The organism is Burkholderia ubonensis, from assembly GCF_001718695.1.
In the GTDB taxonomy this organism is placed as follows: Bacteria; Pseudomonadota; Gammaproteobacteria; order Burkholderiales; family Burkholderiaceae; genus Burkholderia; species Burkholderia ubonensis_B.
The window spans coordinates 2519078-2538266 of record NZ_CP013420.1; the positions used below are offsets into that span (position 1 = coordinate 2519078).

The 19189-nt window shown below is 68.6% G+C and carries 14 protein-coding genes, 1 tRNA gene and 4 pseudogenes; 11 read left to right on the forward strand and 8 right to left on the reverse strand.

Features of this window, described 5'->3' with window-relative positions; translation table 11 throughout:
- Window positions 1-395 precede the first annotated feature (395 nt).
- On the forward strand, window positions 396-1490 hold the full coding sequence (ada, locus tag WJ35_RS11480) for a bifunctional DNA-binding transcriptional regulator/O6-methylguanine-DNA methyltransferase Ada (protein ID WP_060238516.1): 1095 nt from the start codon (window positions 396-398) through the stop codon (window positions 1488-1490).
- Window positions 1491-1504: 14 nt separating this feature from the next.
- Window positions 1505-2459: pseudogene (locus WJ35_RS11485) on the forward strand (DNA-3-methyladenine glycosylase family protein).
- A gap of 361 nt (window positions 2460-2820) precedes the next feature.
- On the opposite strand, the gene WJ35_RS31205 reads toward WJ35_RS11485, so the two are convergent.
- The gene (locus WJ35_RS31205; protein WP_155121899.1) at window positions 2821-3039 is read right to left on the reverse strand and encodes a hypothetical protein; all 219 of its coding nucleotides are present in this window, start codon (window positions 3037-3039) and stop codon (window positions 2821-2823) included.
- Between WJ35_RS31205 and gshA the strand changes: the two genes are divergently transcribed.
- A complete protein-coding gene (gshA, locus tag WJ35_RS11490; RefSeq protein WP_060238520.1) occupies window positions 3026-4639 on the forward strand; it encodes a glutamate--cysteine ligase in 1614 nt (537 codons plus the stop codon). The genes WJ35_RS31205 and gshA overlap by 14 nt on opposite strands.
- A 54-nt stretch (window positions 4640-4693) precedes the next feature.
- Here gshA and WJ35_RS11495 read toward each other — a convergent pair whose 3' ends face one another.
- A complete protein-coding gene (locus WJ35_RS11495; protein WP_011886443.1) occupies window positions 4694-4999 on the reverse strand; it encodes a DUF4148 domain-containing protein in 306 nt (101 codons plus the stop codon).
- 334 nt (window positions 5000-5333) lie between these two features.
- Between WJ35_RS11495 and WJ35_RS11500 the strand changes: the two are divergent.
- From WJ35_RS11500 to WJ35_RS32735, 3 pseudogenes are all read left to right on the forward strand, one after another.
- Window positions 5334-6993, forward strand: a pseudogene (locus WJ35_RS11500) (L-lactate permease).
- 93 nt (window positions 6994-7086) lie between these two features.
- A pseudogene (locus WJ35_RS31805) lies at window positions 7087-7286 on the forward strand (aldehyde dehydrogenase family protein); the annotation flags it as partial.
- A 144-nt stretch (window positions 7287-7430) separates the two neighbouring features.
- Window positions 7431-7487: pseudogene (locus WJ35_RS32735) on the forward strand (CGNR zinc finger domain-containing protein); the annotation flags it as partial.
- Between the two features lie 22 nt (window positions 7488-7509).
- Here WJ35_RS32735 and WJ35_RS11505 read toward each other — a convergent pair.
- Window positions 7510-8559 (reverse strand): DUF3592 domain-containing protein, encoded by a 1050-nt coding sequence (locus WJ35_RS11505; RefSeq protein WP_059558760.1) that lies wholly within the window; start codon window positions 8557-8559, stop codon window positions 7510-7512.
- A 165-nt stretch (window positions 8560-8724) separates the two neighbouring features.
- A tRNA-Lys gene (locus WJ35_RS11510) sits at window positions 8725-8800 on the reverse strand.
- Between the two features lie 192 nt (window positions 8801-8992).
- Between WJ35_RS11510 and WJ35_RS11515 the strand changes: the two genes are divergently transcribed.
- Together WJ35_RS11515 and WJ35_RS11520 are read left to right on the forward strand one after the other, a co-directional pair.
- A complete protein-coding gene (locus tag WJ35_RS11515) occupies window positions 8993-9397 on the forward strand; it encodes a PaaI family thioesterase (RefSeq protein WP_042586602.1) in 405 nt (134 codons plus the stop codon).
- Between the two features lie 10 nt (window positions 9398-9407).
- Window positions 9408-10274 carry a patatin-like phospholipase family protein gene (locus WJ35_RS11520; RefSeq protein ID WP_060238548.1) on the forward strand — a complete coding sequence of 289 codons (867 nt, stop codon included), beginning with the start codon at window positions 9408-9410 and terminating at the stop codon, window positions 10272-10274.
- A gap of 42 nt (window positions 10275-10316) precedes the next feature.
- On the opposite strand, the gene WJ35_RS11525 is transcribed toward WJ35_RS11520, so the two are convergent.
- Window positions 10317-11330, reverse strand: coding sequence for a D-2-hydroxyacid dehydrogenase family protein (locus WJ35_RS11525; protein WP_010090305.1), 1014 nt, complete (start codon window positions 11328-11330; stop codon window positions 10317-10319).
- Between the two features lie 425 nt (window positions 11331-11755).
- Here WJ35_RS11525 and WJ35_RS11530 point away from each other — a divergent pair, with 425 nt between their 5' ends.
- Window positions 11756-12805: a LysR family transcriptional regulator gene (locus WJ35_RS11530; protein WP_060238550.1), complete on the forward strand. Its 1050-nt coding sequence runs from the start codon at window positions 11756-11758 to the stop codon at window positions 12803-12805.
- A gap of 114 nt (window positions 12806-12919) precedes the next feature.
- Here WJ35_RS11530 and WJ35_RS11535 read toward each other — a convergent pair whose 3' ends face one another.
- The 3 genes from WJ35_RS11535 to dprA form a co-directional block, all read right to left on the reverse strand.
- Complete coding sequence (locus WJ35_RS11535) at window positions 12920-15517, reverse strand: DNA topoisomerase III (RefSeq protein WP_069239188.1); 2598 nt, start codon at window positions 15515-15517, stop codon at window positions 12920-12922.
- A gap of 189 nt (window positions 15518-15706) precedes the next feature.
- Window positions 15707-16087 carry a thioredoxin family protein gene (locus WJ35_RS11540; protein WP_060238553.1) on the reverse strand — a complete coding sequence of 127 codons (381 nt, stop codon included), beginning with the start codon at window positions 16085-16087 and terminating at the stop codon, window positions 15707-15709.
- Between the two features lie 36 nt (window positions 16088-16123).
- Window positions 16124-17473: a DNA-processing protein DprA gene (gene dprA, locus WJ35_RS11545; protein WP_069239189.1), complete on the reverse strand. Its 1350-nt coding sequence runs from the start codon at window positions 17471-17473 to the stop codon at window positions 16124-16126.
- A gap of 185 nt (window positions 17474-17658) precedes the next feature.
- Between dprA and def the strand changes: the two genes are divergently transcribed.
- Both def and fmt read left to right on the forward strand, forming a co-directional pair.
- Window positions 17659-18162: a peptide deformylase gene (gene def, locus WJ35_RS11550; protein ID WP_010090310.1), complete on the forward strand. Its 504-nt coding sequence runs from the start codon at window positions 17659-17661 to the stop codon at window positions 18160-18162.
- Window positions 18163-18197: 35 nt separating this feature from the next.
- Window positions 18198-19181: a methionyl-tRNA formyltransferase gene (fmt, locus tag WJ35_RS11555; RefSeq protein ID WP_060238558.1), complete on the forward strand. Its 984-nt coding sequence runs from the start codon at window positions 18198-18200 to the stop codon at window positions 19179-19181.
- The last annotated feature ends 8 nt before the right edge of the window (window positions 19182-19189 follow it).

A 19189-nucleotide genomic window follows, 5' to 3' on the forward strand; every position in this document is an offset into this window, starting at 1 on the left:
GAGGTTCATCGAGTGTAGCCGAAGGAGTCGGGAGCGCCCGCGCGAACACGGCAAAATCGGCAGACGAAAAAAAAAGCCCGCTCACGTGGAACGGGCTTAATCCATATCAGGAGGAGACATGGAGGAGACAAGTCCAACTATACACACGGCGATGGTGCGACGCAATATTGTTTGTGTAAAAAAACGTCAGGACGGCGTTTTGCCGCACCTGCACTGCAACATGAATGTGACGGAACGGTGACTAATGAGCCCGAAAGTTGACCGTTCATGCCCGTTTTTCCGATGCGCCCCCGTTTGTCGGCGGTCGGCGCGAATCACAGAGCAAGATTCGGGGCGCGACGGTGCGTGCGGCTGACTACAGTAGGCACCGTCTACACTGAGAGTGCGAGGTTCCGATGAAATCCGCCTATCCGACCGACGACGCCCGCTGGAATGCCGTGACCGCCCGCGATCCGCATGCGGACGGCGCATTCTTCTACGCGGTGCGCACCACCGGCGTGTTCTGCCGCCCGACCTGCGCGTCGCGGCTGCCGCGGCGCGACCACGTCGCCTTCTTCGACGATCCGGCCGCCGCGCGCGCGGCCGGGTTCCGTCCCTGCAAACGCTGCCAGCCCGAGGGGCTGCCGCGCGAGCTCGAAATCGTCAATCGCGCGTGCGCGGTGCTCGACGCGCATCCCGAGCGGCTCACGCTTGCGCAACTGAGCGATGCGGTCCACGTGAGCCCGTTCCACCTGCAGCGGCTGTTCAAGCGCGTGGTCGGCGTGTCGCCGCGGCAGTACCAGGCCGCGCAGCGCGGCGCCGCGTTGCGGCAGGCGCTGCAGAGCGGCCGGCCGGTCACGCAGGCGGCCGTCGACGCGGGCTTCAATTCGCCGTCGCGGCTGTATGCGTCGGTGCCGCGCGAGCTGGGGATGGCGCCGTCGGCATTTCGCCGCCAGGGCGCGGGGCTGCGGATCGACTACGCGACCGCGCCGACGTCGCTCGGCACGGTGCTGGTCGCCGCGACCGCGCAGGGCATCTGCCGGATCGCGTTCGGCGACGATCCGGCGCCGCTCGTCGCCGCGCTGAAGGACGCGTTCGCGCGCGCCGAGCTGGTCGAGTCGCCCGCGCGGCTCGCGCCGTTCGTCGCGCAGATCGGTGCGTACCTGGACGGCACGCGCCGCGCCTTCGAGCTGCCGCTCGACATCGCGCCGACCGCGTTCCAGCAGCGCGTGTGGGAGGCATTGACGAACATTCCGTACGGCGAGACCCGCAGCTATTCGGAGATCGCCGAGGCGCTCGGCGCGCCGCGCGCGGTGCGGGCCGTGGCGTCCGCGTGCGCGTCGAATCCGGTCGCGCTCGCGATTCCGTGCCATCGCGTCGTGCAGAAGGGCGGCGCGCTGGCCGGCTATCGCTGGGGCGTGCGCCGCAAGGCGACGCTGCTCGCGGCCGAGGCGCGCCATGCGCACGACGAACCGGCCGACGTCGCAGTCGCGGAGGGCAGCGCAGCTTGAAGGTCGCAACCCCCATCGCAACCGTGAGCGGCGGCGGCGTGCCGCCGGCCGTGCAACTCGAGCTGCGCTTCAAGGCGCCCTACGACTGGGCGCGCGTGCTGCGCTTCTTCAGCGGGCGCGCGATTCCGGGCGTCGAGCAGGTCGCGGGCGGCGTGTACCGCCGGATCGTCGACCTGAAGGGCGAGCCCGGCCGGCTCACCGTCGAGCGGCATCCGCGCCGGCATTGCCTCGTCGCGACGGTGGAGGGCGCGGCGGCGCGGCACGTCGACGACGCGTTCGCCGCGCGCATCGCGTCGATGTTCGACCTGCGCGCCGATCCGGCCGCGATCGGCACGGAGCTGGCGCGCGACCCGTGGTTCGCGCCGCTCGTCGCGGCCGCGCCCGGGCTGCGGGTGCCGGGCGCGTGGTCGGGCTTCGAGCTCGCGGTGCGCGCGATCGTCGGCCAGCAGGTCAGCGTGAAGGCGGCGACGACGATCGTCGGCCGGCTCGTCGAGCGCGCGGGCGAGCACGTCGTGCACGACGACGGCGTGCACGCATCGATCGGACGGCGCGCCCGCGTGGCGCTTTCCGGCGCCGGACGCGCTTGCCGCGTGCGATCTCGCGAAGATCGGCATGCCCGGCAAGCGGGCGGCGGCGCTCACCGGCATGGCGCGCGCGGTCGCGGCGGGCGACGTGCCGCTCGATCCCGCGCAGGCCGACCTCGCGACGCTGCGCCACGCGTGGCTCGACCTGCCCGGCATCGGCCCGTGGACCGTCGAATACATCGCGATGCGCGCGTGGCGCGACCCGGATGCGTGGCCTGCGTCGGATCTCGTGCTGATGCAGTCGATCACCGCGCGCGATCCGTCGCTCGACCGGCTCGCGAGCCAGAAGCGCCGCACGGACGGCTGGCGTCCATGGCGCGCGTACGCGGCGCTCCATCTGTGGAACGAGGTGGCCGACCGCGCGGGAGGCGCGCGCGGGGGATGACGCTCGCGGCGGTTGGTGGGCGGATGCGACCGGCGAGCGACGTCGCGCAGTCGGTATCGGCGCGGTGTGATTCGCTTCGGGGTGCGCGTGGGGGCGGCGTGCCGAGGCTCTAACGACGTGGGTAAGATGCGGGCGGCGAGTAGGTGCCGTGCGGTGGCATCTGCACCAACACATAGCAGCCCCAGCCCACCGCAGTAACCGTCTGCATCGCGGGCGTGGTCATGGTCGAGGTGCGCCAGCAGCGAGGTGGGCGGGGCAGCGCCAGCAGCGACGGCACCAAGGCACCGGTTCCACCTCTTCGCGCCGCATCCTGCACCGCGCAATCCTCCCGACGAAAGCCGCGCGAGGGCCGCGCCCGGCGTTATAGCGGATGCTCGTCCGCGCCAGCGGCAATCGCCGCGATCGCCCGCGCGGCGGCCCGCTGCAGGCGGCCGGGCCGGCCGTGAGCCACCCCAAGCGCGTGTTCCGGCGAGATGTTAAAGTGCCCGCTACCAACGAAGCGACCAACAATCCTGCCGGCCGCGCGCGAGCGTTCCGCGCGCGGCCGTGCCCGCACTTGCGCATCAATGTCGAACACCATGACCATCCGCCAGACCGAATTGCTGCTGGATCGCCTCGACGTGCTGAGTTCCGGCCCGACGCGGCAGCATCTGCCCGACGGCCTGCGCGGCATCGAAAAGGAAAGCCTGCGCGTGACGCGCGACGGGATGATCGCGTTCACGCCGCATCCGCGCGCGCTCGGTTCGGCGCTCACGCATCCGTCGCTGACGACCGACTACTCCGAAGCGCTGCTCGAACTGATCACGCCGGCGGAGCCCGACGCAGCGCTCACGCTCGAACGCCTCGACGAGCTGCATCGCTACGTCTACGCGTCGATCGGCGACGAAATGCTGTGGAACGAGTCGATGCCGGGCCTGCTGCCCGCCGACGACCAGATTCCGATCGCCGACTACGGCACGTCGAACATCGGACGCCTGAAGATGGTGTACCGGCTCGGCCTCGCGTATCGCTACGGCCGCACGATGCAGTGCATCGCCGGCATCCACTACAACTATTCGCTGCACGAGGAAGTGTGGCGGCGCCTGCACGCGGAGGAAGGCTCGACCGCGACGCTCGTCGACTACCAGTCCGAGCGCTATCTCGCGCTGATCCGCAACTTCCGCCGCACGAGCTGGCTGCTGATGTACCTGTTCGGCGCATCGCCGGCGCTCGACCGGCGGTTCCTGCGCGACCGCCCGCACACGCTCGACACGTTCGACGCCGACACGCTGTACCGTCCGTACGCGACGAGCCTGCGGATGAGCGACCTCGGCTACTCGAACACGACCGCGCAGGCGGCGCTGCAGGCGGACTACAACACGCTGGCGGGCTATCTGGACGCGCTGTCGAAGGCCGTGAGCGAGCCGTATCCGCCGTACGAGGCGATCGGCACGCATCGCGACGGCGAGTGGATCCAGATCAACACGAACGTGCTGCAGATCGAGAACGAGTTCTATTCGACGATCCGGCCGAAGCGCGTCACGTATTCGGGCGAGCGTCCGCTGCATGCGCTCGCGTCGCGCGGCGTGCAGTACATCGAGGTGCGTTGCCTCGACATCGATCCGTTCGCGCCGACCGGCATCGCGCTCGACACCGCGCGCTTCATCGACGCGTATTTGCTGGCGTGCGCGCTCGACGCGAGCCCGCCGCTCGACGGCGACGCGTACCGCGAAGCGAACGCGAACTTCGGCGCCGTGACGATGGAGGGCCGCAAGCCGGGCCTCGCGCTGTCGCGCGACGGCAGCCCGATTGCGCTGCAAGCGTGGGCGGACGAGCTGATGGTGAAAGTCGAAGCCGTCGGCCGGCGTCTCGACGAGATTCGCGGCGGCGACGAGCACGCGCGTGCGATCGCCGCGCAGCGCGAGAAGCTCGCCGATCCGGAACGCACGCCGTCCGCGCGCGTGCTGCGCACGATGCGCGACAACGGGCAGTCGTTCCTCGCGTTCGCGCGCGCGCAAAGCGACGCGCATGCCGCGCATTTCCGCGCGCGGCCGCTTCCGGAGGCCGACGCGCGCGCTGCGGCGGCGCTCGCCGAGCGCTCGCTGGCCGAGCAGGCCGAACTGGAAGCGAAGGAAGCCGGTTCGTTCGACGCTTTCGTCGCGGCCTATCGCGCGTACACGCTGAACCGCTTCAGCGTTTGATGGCCGCAGCCGAAGCTGCCGTCCGTCGCGGTTCACGCGCCGGCGGCACCTGCTTCAGTGATGCGCGTACGTGCTGCGATCGACCACGGCCGGCGTAGCCGGCTTGCCCGCTTCGACGCTCGCATGACCGTCGTTGCCGTGGCCGGCGGCGTCGGCGCGGGCCTGGGCGGCGCGCTGCATGACGGCCTGCATGTTCTCCGGAAAGTCAGGGCTGCTGACGAGGCTCGGCCGGTAGCCGGCCGCCTGTAGCTCGGCGAGTTCCTGGCGTACCTGGGCGCGCGTCAGCGTCGACTCGGCGTGGGCAGCGAGCGCCGGGCCGATCAGCAGCAACGCGCAGGCCGCAAGTTTCAGGTTTTTCATCGTGTCTGCTCCGTGAAGTTTCCGGAGCCGCGTCGTCGCCGGCGCGGGCGGAATCGATGCAGCGAGTCTAGGCTTCGGAGCCCAAACGAAACATCCCGCTCGCCGTCACGCACCTTTTCCCGCTGTGCAACATTGCTCGGACCCTTCGCCGACGCCCGCGCAACGATTCGGACGCGCATCGGGCTTGCCCTCCTTGTACAAGCGCGACCGGCCTCCTAACCTCATTTGAGCGACCGGTCGGTCGGCCTTGCCGCATGGTTGCATGCGCAAGCGTCGGCCGGGCGTAGCGGCCGCCGAATGTACGTCTGGTACTGGATCGGAGACACGACACACGATGAATCCCACCGCAGCCCTGCCGCCCGGCATCCTGTTCGTCCAGCCGTTGACGCCCGTCGGCGACTCGCTGTTGCTGTCGTTCCTCGTCGCGGTGATTCCGATCGCGGTCGCGCTGATCGCGCTCGGCGTGCTGCGCCGCCCCGCGTGGCAGGCGTCGCTCGCGGGGCTGATCGCCGGCCTCGCGGTCGCGATCGGCGCATGGGGCATGCCCGTCGGCCTCGCGTTCGACGCGGTCGCCGCGGGCATGGCGCTCGCGCTGATTCCCGTGATGTGGATCGTCTTCAACGCCTTGCTGCTGTACAACATCGCGGTGAAGTCGGGCCGCTTCGACCAGTTCCGCCAGTGGATGCTCGACCACCTGCCCGACGACCGCCGGCTCGTGCTGCTCGTCGTCGCGTTCTCGTTCGGCTGCCTGCTCGAAGGGATCTCCGGGTTCGGCACGCCGGTCGCGATCACGAGCGCGCTCCTGATCGCGCTCGGCTTCCCGGCGATCGAGGCGCTCACCTACACGCTGCTGTTCAACACCGCGCCGGTCGCGTTCGGCGCGCTCGGCGTGCCGATCACCGTGCTCGGCGCGGTCACGTCGCTGCCGGCCGCGACGCTCGGCGCGATGGTCGGCCGCCAGCTGCCGTTCGTTGCGCTGCTGCTGCCGTTCTATGTGGTCGGCGTGTACGGCGGCGCGCGCTCGATCGCGCGGCTGTGGCCCGCGTTGCTCGTGTCGGGCGGCAGCTTCGCGCTCGCGCAGTTCGTCACGTCGAACTTCCTCGGCTATCAGCTCACCGACGTGCTGTCGTCGCTGACGTCGCTGATCGTGACGATCGGCTTCCTGAAAGTGTGGAAGCCGATCGCCGATCCGCAATTCGCGATCGCGCGCAGCGCACCTGCGAACGGCGCTGCGAACGGCGGGGCGGGCGGGCGCGTCGGCTACGGCGGCTGGCTGCCGTGGCTCGTCGTGTCGGTGATCGTGATCGTCTGGGTGCGCGCGAACATCGCGGCGATCGGCGACGTGAAGGTCCACTGGCCGGGGCTGCACAACGCCGTGTACGTCACGCTGTACCAGAAGCCGTACGCGGCGGTCTGGGACTTCCAGCCGCTCGGCACCGGCACCGCGATCCTGCTCGCGGCGATCGTCACGGCCGCGTGGGTGGACGCGCACCGGCGCCGGCGATTTCCTCGGCTGCGTCGCGAAGACGTGGCGGCAGACCCGCATCGCGATCGTCACCGTGATGATGATCGTCGGCCTCGGCTACCTGCTGAACTACTCGGGCATCAGCTACACGCTCGGCACCGGCGTCGCGTCGACGGGCGCGCTGTTCCCGCTCGTGTCCGCGTCGCTCGGCTGGATCGCGGTGTTCCTGTCCGGCAGCGACACGTCGGGCAACGCGCTGTTCGGCAACCTGCAGGTGGTCGCGGCGCGGCAGCTCGGCCTCGATCCGGTGCTGATGGCCGCGACCAACTCGTCGGGCGGCGTGATGGGCAAGATGATCTCGCCGCAGAACATCGCGACCGGCGTGTCGACGACGGACCTGAAGGGGCAGGAGGGTGTCGTGTTCGCGCGCACGTTCTGGCACAGCGTGATCCTCACGCTGCTGCTCGGCGTGCTCGTGTTCCTGCAGCAGCACGTGCTGTCGTGGATGATCCCGACGCTGCCGAAGTAGGGAGGCGGGCGACGTTGGCGTGAGCAGACGTTTGGAAGGCGCAGGCGAGTGCGAGGATGGCGGCGGGCGTTTGCTGTCGCAATATCGATGAACGCGATCGGGATTTCGAACAGTAGCGACTATGCGTTGCCGTCGTCGGTCTGCACGAATCATTTCCATCACATCGCGGGCTTCATCACGGAGCTGGAGGCCGGCAGCGTGAACGTGCGCGAAGTGCCGGGCTACCGGCTCGAATTGACGCACTTCGGCGACGACGAGGGTTCGGGCCGCTCGGCTACAAGGAGGGCGCGTAGGAGGCGACGAAGAGCTTCACGAAGCCGAGGACTTATTCGTTGCCGCTGTAGGCGGGAGCCGGTGATGTGGTCAGGCGCGTGCGCCAATGCGCCCGCTGCGAGTGGTTCTTCATCGATCGCGGCCGCGGCGCCGGCCGCCGCTGATGCGACATGCGCACATGCGGCAACCGCGCAAAGGTGGAGGCATTCAGGCTGCGGTGAAGCGTGCGGCGCGCCCCATCCGTCATTCGACGATTTCGTGCAGTCGCGGTTCGGGCCACAGCGCGCTGGCCGCGACCAGCCCGGCGACGAACAACGGTGCGCCGATCGCGAACAGAATTGCGGTCACGCTCCACCGGTCCCAGAACTGGTCGATGATCGCGCGTTCGGGCGCGACGGGGTCGTACAGCACGTTGACGCGTTCGCCTTCGTACAGCCGCGGATGCGGGGAGGCCGAGCTTTGCTCGAAGGTCACCGCGCGGCCGCTGTCGGTCGTGAACGCGACGCTGACGGAATCGAGCGACGCGCGGTTGCGGGACGCGCCCGCGGGTTCGGCGATCTCGACGACGTGGCCGGTCGAATGCGCGTAATGGCGGGCGGCCTGCCACTGGCGCAAGCCGGCAGCGCCGGCGCCGGCCATGAACGCGGTGCCGAGCGCGAGCGGAATCAGCACGATCGCGATGTTCCATCGCCGCCGCGCGGCGTCCCGGGCCGATGCGGCGAACGGGGCGCCGGGGCGGCGATTGCGGCGCTCGTCCACGTACAGCACGCAGCCGATCGCGAGCGACACGACCGCGAGCAGCGCCGGCACCGCGACCGGCGACCAGCGTTGCGCAAAATCGTCGATCAGCGCGGGGCGGTTCGGATGGGCGGGATCGACCAGCACGTCGACGTTCTCGCCGATGTCGTAGGCCGGGACGGCCGACGCGGTGTCGCCGGCGACTTCGCGTCGGCGGCCGTCGCTCGCGAGATACGCGACGATCGGGCGATAAGCGCGCATCGCGTCGCTGTCCTGCACGATGCGCACGATGGTGCCCGATGCGCGGAGCAGCCCGCCGGTCGCGCGGCTCGCGGTAACGGCGAGCGCCGCTGCGATCACGAGCAGCGCGATTCCGAGCGCGAATGCAACGAGCGCGTCCTTACGCAGCATGACCGGATCCGCGACGTGCGTCATGTAACGGGGGCGGATGCGATCGGGTGGATAGCGCGCTTCGACCCGCGCGCCGATTTGTGCGTGACCATGCCCTCTCAATGGTCGCGTCTGGTTCACATGCTTCCATGTCTGACGTCCCATGCTCTCTCAGTGCCGGCCGCGATGCGGCGATCGTCGTGCCGGTTATGTGATTTTTGTCGGACGATTCTAACGGAAAGGTACTGCGGCGGGGCGCGCGGAGAGGCCGATGGGCGGCCGGAATGGAAAAAGGCCGGTCAGCTTGCGCTGACCGGCCTTTTGAATTCCTGGTGGGGCGTGAGTGACTCGAACACTCGACCTACGGATTAAGAGTCCGCTGCTCTACCAACTGAGCTAACGCCCCCAACAGAAGTGAAATTATGCACGGGTTTTTTACCTCTGACAAGCCCTTTCTGCAAATTTCTCGAAAATATTTCGTCACGAATGTGCGGGCCGGTCGGGGTGGCAACGAGCGATCGCAGTTTGCGCGCTCCCGGTATGATGACGCCCACACCTGTTGCGCGGCGGTCGCGCAACATTTCCTGGACATTCGAAGATGGACGAAAACGCAGTCCGCGAATTGCTGGACCGCTTGCTGGCCCCTTGGGTCCGCTCGCTCGGTCTGGTCCCCGTATCGATCGCCGACGACAGCATCACGCTGCGCTTGCCTTTTTCCGGCGAATTCCGTCATTCCGGCGGCGTGATCTGCGGCCAGGTGTTCACGGCCGCCGCCGATACCGCGATGGTGGTGGCCATCTCGTCCGCGCTCGGCGAGTTCCGGCCGATGACGACCGTCTCGCTCAACACGAACTTCATGCGGCCGGTGCGCAAGGGCGACGTGCTCATCACCGCGCGCGTGCTGCGGATGGGCCGCAACCTCGTGTTCGGCGAGGTCGAGCTGTTCGACGAGGACGGCAAGATGGCCGTCCATGCGACGTCGACCTACGCGCTCGTCAGCTGAGCGGCGCGCGATGTTCGACCAGATCGTGTTCGCGGGCGGCGGCAATCGCTGCTGGTGGCAGGCCGGCTTCTGGGACGTCGCGCAGCCGGCGCTCGCGCTGCGGCCGCGCGTGATCGCCGGGATCTCGGCCGGCGCCGCGACCGCGTGCATGCTGTATACGCGCGACGCGGCATGGGTGATGCGCTATTACGAGGAGGCGCTGCGCCACAACCGGAAGAACGCGTACTGGGGCAACCTGTTCGGCCGCGAACCGGTGTTTCCGCACTACCGGATCTACCGGCAGGCGTTGCTCGACATCTACGGCGAGCCGTTCGCGAAGCTCGCCGACGCGCCCGAGATCCGCATCGGCGTGTCCCACGTGCCGCGCTGGCTCGGCGCGCGCAGCGCAGTCGCGGCGGGGCTCGTCGCGTACAACATCGAGAAATACGTGCGCAAGACGCTGCACCCGACGCTCGGCCGCGCGCTCGGTTTCCGGCCGGAATTCGTGCGCGCGCAGGACTGCGCGCGCGTCGAGGATCTCGCCGACCTGATCCTGCAATCGTCGTGCACGCCGCCGTTCACGCCGGTTCTGCGCCGCAATGGCCGGCCGGTGCTCGACGGCGGGATGGTCGACAACGTGCCGGTCGGCGCGCTCGACGCGTCGCCGGGCCGCGTGCTGGTGCTCGTCACCCGGCTGTATCCGCGGCCGCAGATGTTCACGGTCGCGCAGGGCGAACAGCAGCGCCTCTACGTGCAGCCGTCGAGCAAGGTGCCGATTTCGAGCTGGGACTACACGAGCCCGTCGCAGATGCGGCATGCATACGATCTCGGCCGGCGCGACGGCGAGCACTTCCTCACGCGCATCGACGCGATGACGGGCGGGCGCGCCGCGGCCTGACGGTCGGCTGGCGGTTCAGGGGCGGGCGCGGCCGCGGGGCGGTCAGCGCTTGCGGATCGGCGTCAGCGCTTCCGGGTTGGCGACGTTCGACATGTCGCCCTGGTCGAACGCGAGGATGTTCCTGAACGCCGCGCTGAAATACAGCTCGTAGCTTTCGCGCTCGACGTAGCCGATATGCGGCGTGCAGATCACGTTCTCCATCCGCAGCAGGCTGTAGCCCTGCAGGATCGGCTCGCTCTCGAACACGTCGATCGCGACCATCCCCGGCCGGTTGTGCGACAGCGCGTTGACGAGCGCGTTTTCCTCGAGCAGCTCGGCACGGCTCGTGTTGACGAGCAGCGAGGTCGGCTTCATCCGCATCAGATCGTCCTGCTTGACGATGCCGCGCGTGTCGTCGTGCAGGCGCAGGTGCAGCGACAGCACGTCGCTCTGCTCGAACAGCGCCTCGCGGCTGTCGGCCGCGGCATAGCCGTCCGCGCGCGCTGCCTCGAGCGAATGCTCGCGGCCCCAGACCAGCACGTTCATCCCGAACGCCTTGCCGTAGCCGGCGACGAGCCGGCCGATCTTGCCGTAGCCCCAGATCCCGAGCGTCTGGCCGCGCAGCACCTGGCCGAGGCCGAAGTTCGGCGGCATCGCCGACGTCTTCAGGCCGGACTGCTGCCACGCGCCCTGCTTCAGGTTCGCGACGTACTGCGGAATCCGGCGCTGGGCGGCCATGATCAGCGCCCAGGTCAGCTCGGCGGGCGCGATCGGCGAGCCCGAGCCTTCGAGCACCACGATGCCGCGCTCGGTGCAGGCCTCGATATCGATGTGGGTCCCGATGCGGCCGGTCTGGCTGATCATGCGCAGATGCGGCAACTTGGCGAGCAGTTGCGACGAAATCGGGGTGCGTTCGCGAATCAGCACGAGCGCTTCGACTTCCGCCAGGCGGCTCGCGAGTTGTCCCAGGCCGCGCACCGTGTTGTTGAAGACCTTCACGTCGTGGTCGGCGAGCATCTGGAAGCAATTCAGCTTGCGGACGGCGTCCTGGTAGTCGTCGAGGATGGCAATTTTCATGGTTTGCGGGAATCGCGCGTTGAAAGCAGGGGCGGCGGCGCGCGGTCGCGCCTCGTCCCGCCCGGCCGGGGCCGACATGATGCAATGTCGAGCGGCCTCGTGGTGTCTTTTTAACAGGTTGTTACGCCCTGCCGCAATTGGCGTCGGCCTGCTCCGACGCCGTGTTTGCGCCGCCCTGCCGGCCGCCGATGCCGTGCCGCATCAAATACGTCCTTCCTGAATCCGTCGCTTGGGCGACGAGGTTCACCCAATTGTTGCTCCAATCAGAATAATTGGGTCATTTTTCCGGCAGTGGCGAGGATGTTTGACTGTTTTTATCGGCTACGGCGGGCTTGTTGAGCAACTCTGCATCAATTCCGCTGTCGTAGGAGAATTACGCATTTGCTTCATCTTTTTGAAGCGGTAACAGCGGCAGGAGTCGTTAAATGGATCATTTGCAGTCGATGCGAGTGTTCGTCAAGGTTGCGGATCTCGGGAGTTTCGCGCGGGCCGCAAGTGCAATGGATATCTCCAACGCGGTCGCGACCCGTCACGTCGCCGATCTGGAAGGCCGTCTCGGCACGCGCCTGCTCAATCGCACCACGCGCAGCCTTTCGCTGACGGAGTCCGGCCAGGTGTATCTGGAGCGCGCGCGCCAGATTCTGGACGAGCTCGAAGACGTCGAGCAGATGGTCGTCGCCCGTAACCACGAGCCGGTCGGCACGCTGCGCATCGTTGCGCCGGTCGTGTTCGGCCTGCATAACCTCGCGCCGGTGCTGCAGACCTATACCGAGCAGTTTCCGAAAGTGGTGCCGGATCTGACGCTGGTCGACCGGCAGGTCGACCTGGTCGAGGAAGGCTTCGACGTCGGCATCGTGGTGACGCGCCAGATGCGCAGCGCGAGCATCGTGACGCGGCGGCTGACCACCGGCTGCATGACCGTCTGCGCGACGCCGAGCTATCTGGAAAAGCACGGCGTGCCGACGCATCCGGAACATCTCGCCGAGCATCCGGGCCTGAGCCTGCCGAGCGAATACTGGGGCGACGACCGGGTGTTTACGGGGCCGGATGGCGAAGTGCGAGTGCGGCCGACCAACGTGGTCGTCGCGAACAACACCGCGATGCTGCGCCAGTTCGCGCTGCTCGGGATGGGCGTCGCGATCCTGCCGAGCTACCTGATCGGCAGCGACATCGCGCGCGGCGCGCTCGTGCGGCTGCTGCCGGATTTCCGGCTGCCGCAGGTCGAGATCAACATCGCATACCCGAGCCGCCGCCACCTGCCGGCGAAGGTGCGCACCTTCATCGACCACCTCGTCGAGCATTTCAGCCATTCGACCGATGCGACGATGGGCGAGCAGTGGGCGGCGCAGGGCGTCGCGCCGGCGCCGATCGGCGTCGAGATGCGCCCCGAACGGCCGGATCAGGTCGATTCGACGGTCTCGTCGCGCCAGCCGCGTTCGGCGCGGTCGCGGGTTGCCGTGCCGTCGCCGCTGTAACGCGGGGGCGGGGCGGTGATCGAACCGCCCGCGCAATGAAAAAACGCGGATCGAGCGATCGATCCGCGTTTTTTGTCGGCCGGCCCGGCGCGGGGTGCGCCGGGCGGCAAGCCCTTACGAGCCGGTCTTGCGCGTCGTCGTCTTGCGCGCAGCGGTCTTGCGGGCCGGCGCCGGCTTCTCGTCGGCGCCTTCCGTCACGGTTTCGGCTTCCTTCGTCGCCGATTTCGCCGTCTTCTTCGCCGCTGCCGCCTTCGGCTCCTTCTTCTCGAACTCGAAGCCGATCTTGCCGTCCGGCTGCTTCACGAGGTACGCCTTGAAGTTGCGGCCGGTGCGCGACGACTTGAAATTCGGCAGCAGGTCGGTGCGGCCGTCGGCGAGCAGCTTGCCCATCTGCTCGCGGGTGATTTCCTGCTGCAGGATCACCTTGCCCGAGCGGAAGTCGCAGGTCTTCGGGTTGGCGACCGAGTGCTCGCACACGTAGCTCATCCCGTGCTCGAACACGCGGCCCTTGCACTTCGGGCACGCGCCGACCGGCTCCTGCGCGGAGAAGTCCGGCGCCTCGCCTTCCTCGCCGCCCTGGTCCTGGCCGAAATCGAACTCCAGCTTGTAGTTCTTCGTCTCGTCGTCGAACGAGAGCTTCAGGATTGCCGAGAACGGCCGCCCCATCTTGCTGCGAAAACCGGACAGCGGGCCGATTTCCTTCTTCTGCAGCAGCTCCTCGACTTCCGCGATCTCGAACTGCCGGCTGCCCGGGATCTTCGAGATCGAGAACTCGCACTTCGTGCACGCGAAGCGCCGGTAGTTTTCCTTCACCTGGCCGCCGCAGTTCGGGCACGGCGTCTCGAGCGTCGCGTAATCGCCGGGGATCGTGTCGGAATCGTATTCCTTCGCGCGCTTGACGATCTGCTGCGTCATGCGGGCGATTTCCTGCATGAACGCGTCGCGCCCGAGATTGCCGCGCTCCATCTGCGACAGCTTGTATTCCCATTCGCCGGTGAGCTCCGGCGCGGTCAGTTCCTTCACGCCGAGCCCGCGCAGCAGGGTCATCAGCTGGAACGCCTTCGCGGTCGGGATCAACTCGCGGCCTTCGCGCACGAGGTATTTCTCGCCGAGCAGCCCTTCGATGATCGCCGCGCGCGTGGCCGGCGTGCCGAGCCCCTTCGCGGCCATCGCCTCGCGCAGCTCGTCATCCTCGACCAGCTTGCCCGCGCCTTCCATCGCGGAGAGCAGCGTCGCTTCCGAGTAGCGAGCCGGCGGTTTCGTCACGAGCGCCACCGCGGCGATCTCGTCGGTTTTCACCTTCTCGTCCTTCTGCACCGGCACGAGGTTCGCGTCCGCGCCTTCGGCGTCGCGGCCGTACACCTGCAGCCAGCCCGGCTCGACGAGCACCTTGCCTTCGGTCTTGAAGTGATGGCCGGCCACTTCGGTGATCCGCGTCGTGACCCTGTATTCCGCGGCGGGGAAGAACACGGCGAGGAAGCGTTTCACGACGAGGTCGTAGAGCTTCTGTTCCGGCTCGGACAGCGATTTCGGCGCCTGCAGCGTCGGAATGATCGCGAAGTGGTCGCTGATCTTCGAGTTGTCGAAGATCCGCTTGTTCGGCTTCACCCAGCCCTTGTCGAGCACCTGCTTCGCATGCGGCAGGTAGTTGTGGCTCTCCTTGAGCATCTCCATCGTCGACTTGACCGTCGCGATGTAGTCTTCCGGCAGCGCGCGCGCATCGGTACGCGGGTAGGTCAGCACCTTGTGCTTTTCGTACAGCGCCTGCGCGAGACCGAGCGTGTTCTTCGCGGAGAAGCCGAAGCGGCTGTTCGCTTCGCGCTGCAGGCTCGTCAGGTCGAACAGCAGCGGCGACAGCTGCGTCGACGGCTTCGATTCCTCGCTGACGGTGCCGATCTGGTCGCGGCAGGCCGCGACGATCGTCTCGGCGGCGGGCAGGCTCCAGAGCCGCGAGTCGCGCTTTTCCGGATCGAATTCGTCGCGCTTGAATTTCGGGTCGTACCACTTGCCTTCATAGAAGCCGCCCGCGCACGCGAACGCCGCCTGCACTTCCCAGTAGTCGCGCGGGACGAAGCGGCGGATTTTCTCTTCACGTTCGACGACGATCGACAAGGTTGGCGTCTGAACGCGGCCGACCGTGGTCAGGAAGAAGCCGCCTCCCTTGCTGTTGAACGCGGTCATCGCGCGGGTGCCGTTGATCCCGACGAGCCAGTCGGCTTCCGAGCGGCAGCGGGCCGCGTCGGCGAGCGGCTGCATGTCGGAGTCGCTGCGCAGGTGCGCGAAGCCGTCGCGGATCGCCTGCGGGGTCATCGACTGCAGCCACAGGCGCTGGACCGGCTGCTTCGCCTTCGCATGCTGCACGATCAGGCGGAAGATCAGCTCCCCTTCGCGCCCCGCGTCGCATGCGTTGATCAGGCGGTCGACGTCCTTGCGCTTCATCAGCCTGGTCAGCACCTTGAGGCGCGACTCGCTTTTGGCGATCGGGTTCAGGTCGAAATGCGGCGGAATGACGGGCAGGTGCGCGAAGCTCCACTTGCCGCGCTTGACCTCGTACTCTTCCGGGGCCGCGATTTCGAGCAGGTGGCCGACAGCGGACGACAAGACGTACTCGTCGCTCTCGAAGTATTCGTCATGCTTCGTAAAGCCACCCAAAGCGCGCGCGATGTCGTTCGCGACAGAAGGCTTTTCCGCAATGATCAGAGCTTTGGACATGACTGTGTGTGTGGTAGACCGGGTTTGCCGGTTGTGGGTCCCTTTTACGACGGCTTTATAGCACACGGCGCCATGACGGCGGCTCGGCGTGCAAAAAGCGGCCCATCATAGAGGGGGGCTGCAGCGGCGGCAAGCGCCTGGCCCGGCAGCACGCGTCGCGGCGTGCGGCGGGGCCGGACGGACGCCCGCTCAGGCCTCGACGTTCAGGATGTTGCGCAATTTTGGTGCATGCGGCACGCCCGGCAGCGCGGTCAGGTCGGACAGCATCCGTTCGACGATGGCCGCATGCGGGAGCACCGTGCCGAAGAAGCGCGCGGCGTTGGCGTCCTCGATCAGGATCGTCGGGAAATTCTCGACGTCGAGATCGTCGAGCCGGTCGGCATGCGTTTCGATGTCGATCCATGCGAAGCAGGCCTCGGGATGCGCGTCGGCGAGTTGGTCGAAGGCGACGCGGTATTCGCGGCAGGTGCCGCACCAGTCGGCGCACAGGCAGGCGACGAGCAGCGTGTCGGGATGACGGAGGCGCTCGGCGATCCGATCCGCGTCGGTGTCGAGATTCAGCGCGGGCATGGAATTCCTTCGATATCGTCGGCGGCGCGGCCGCCCCTATGCCGGGGACTGTAGCACGCCGGACGGCGGTGGGGTGGGCGCCAAATCAAGCCGCGCGAAGCGGCCGCCGGGCACGCTCGCGACGCGTCCGGCCAGTTCGAGCGCGAGGAGCGCCCGGTGGAGCGCGTCGTCGGACAGGCCGCTGCGCTCGGCCAGCCATTCGTAGGTCACGGGGCCATATCCCAGCGCGGCGAGGACGGCTCGTTCGGCTGGATCGTTCGCGGGCACGCATGCGGTTCGTGGCGGCGTGGAGCTGGCATCGGCTGCGGTGTCGGTGTCGGTGCCGGAAGATGCCGCTGCTCCAGTGCGGCGCTCGCCCGCGCGAGGCGCGGCGGCGGCAGATGCATCGTGGCGGTTGGAGCAGGAACCCGCATCGGCCGCCGCGCCGCCGGCCTGCGTCGCAGGTTCCCCGAGCCCGTACTCCTCGAGCACGTCGAGCGGTGTGGCGGTGAGCTTCGCGCCGTCGCGGATCAGCGCGTGGCAGCCTTGCGCAAGCGGCGCGTGGATCGAGCCCGGCATCGCGAACACGTCGCGGCCCAATTCGTTCGCGAGCCGCGCGGTGATCAGCGAGCCGGAACGCGGCGCGGCCTCCACGACGAGCGCGCCGCTCGCCAGTGCGGCGATCAGCCGGTTGCGTTGCGGGAAGTGCGCGGCGCGTGCCGGCGTGCCGAGCGGCCACTCGGAGACGATGGCGCCGTGCGCGGCGATCTCGTGCGCGAGCGCGCGGTGCCGCGCCGGATAGACGAGATCGGCGCCGGTGCCGATCACCGCGATCGTGCTCGAGCGGCCGTCCAGTCCGCCCCGGTGCGCGGCGCCGTCGATGCCGAGCGCCAGCCCGGAGACGATCGCGAGCCCGGCGTCCGACAGGATGCGCGCGAAGCGCGTCGCATCCGCGAGGCCCTGCGGCGTCGCGTGCCGGCTGCCGACGATCGCGAGCCCGCGCGCGTGCAGCAGCGCGACGCGCCCCTTTACATATAGCAGCGGCGGCGGGTCGTGCAGGTCGAGCAGCCGCGGCGGATACGCGGGATCGCCGAGCGGGACGATGCAGTTGCCGGGCGCGTCGCGCCACGCGAGCACCGCGGCGGCCCGTGCGTCCAGGTCGGCGCGCTCGCTCGCGCGCACGGCCTGCGCCGCCGCCGGGCTCGTGTGCTCGGCAATGGCCGCGTCCGACGCGTGCAGCAGCGCCGCGGGCGTGCCGAACGCGTCGAGCAGCACGCGCAGCACCGCCGGCGCGATGCCGGGCGCATGCGCGAGTTGCAGCCATGCGCGCAGCATGGTCGCGGTCAGCGCTTGCGGCGACATGAGATTGCGCCCGAATGCGACGGCCAGCGAGACGCGTGTCGCCATGTTAAAATTTTCATCATCCGAAATACTCGACGGGGCCGCGCGCACGGGCGTCCGGCCAGTTGCAGGAGGCATGACGCGCGGCATTGATATGCCGTGCGTTCGCCTCATCTTCATTGCATCCCGGCAATGGCGCCACTCGGCCGGATGGCCGATAGGGCACGCCGCCCACCCGAATACCGAACGCCATGGCTTTGCTGAACATCATTCATTACCCCGACAAGCGGCTGCACAAGGTCGCCAAGCCCGTCGACAAGGTCGACGACCGGATCCGCAAGCTCGTCGCCGACATGGCCGAAACCATGTACGCCGCGCCGGGCATCGGCCTTGCCGCGACGCAGGTCGACGTGCACGAGCGCGTGATCGTGATCGACATCTCGGAAGACAAGAGCGAGCTGCGTGCATTCATCAACCCCGAGCTCGTGTGGTCGAGCGACGCGAAGCAGGTCTACGAGGAGGGCTGCCTGTCGGTGCCGGGCGTCTACGACGAAGTCGAGCGTCCGGATCGCGTGCGCGTGCGCGCGCTCGACGAAAAGGGCGAGACGTTCGAGCTCGACTGCGAGGGCCTGCTGGCCGTGTGCATCCAGCACGAGATGGATCACCTGATGGGCCGCGTGTTCGTCGAATACCTGTCGCCGCTCAAGCAAAGCCGCATCAAGTCGAAGATGAAGAAACTCGAACGCGCGATGTGACGCGTGTTCGCCCTGCCTGACCCCGATCCGTTGTCATGACACATTCGTTGCGCGTCATTTTCGCCGGCACGCCGGAATTCGCCGCGGCCGCACTCGCCGCGATCCACGAGGCCGGTTTTCCGGTGCCGCTCGTCCTCACGCAGCCTGACCGCCCCGCCGGGCGCGGGATGAAGCTGCAGGCGAGCGCCGTGAAGCGCTATGCCGTCGAGCACGGCATGCCCGTCGCGCAGCCGCCGTCGCTGCGCCGCGGGGGCAAGTACCCGGCCGAGGCGGCCGACGCGATCGAGCTGCTGCGCGCAACTCCGCACGACGTGATGGTGGTTGCCGCATACGGCCTGCTGCTGCCGCAGGAGGTGCTCGACATCCCGCGCCATGGCTGCATCAACATCCATGCGTCGCTGCTGCCGCGCTGGCGCGGCGCCGCGCCGATCCATCGCGCGATCGAGGCGGGCGACGCTCAGACGGGCGTCACGCTGATGCAGATGGACGCCGGGCTGGATACCGGCGCGATGCTGCACGACGCGCGCGTCGCGATCGCGCCCGACGACACGACCGCGACGCTGCACGACCGGCTCGCAGCGGAAGGCGCGCGCCTCATCGTCGACGCGCTGGCGCAGCTCGAGCGCACCGGCAGCCTGCCGGCCACGCCGCAGCCGGCCGACGGCGTGACGTACGCTGAGAAGATCGGCAAGCACGAGGCCGCGCTCGACTGGCGCGAGCCCGCGGACGTGCTGGCGCGCCGGGTGCGCGCGTTCGATCCGTTCCCGGGCGGCGTCGCGACGCTCGACGGCGCGGCGCTCAAGCTGTGGGCGGCGGCGCCCGTGGACGCGCGCGGCGACGCGGCGCCGGGGACGATCGTCGACGCGGGCCCGGACGGCGTGATCGTGGCGTGCGGCAGCGGCGCACTGCGCGTCACGCAGCTGCAGAAACCGGGCGGCAAGCGGCTGCCGGCGCGCGAATTCCTGGCCGGCGCGCCGCTGGCCGCGGGCCAGCGGTTCACGCTTCCCGACGCATCCTGAGCGTCATT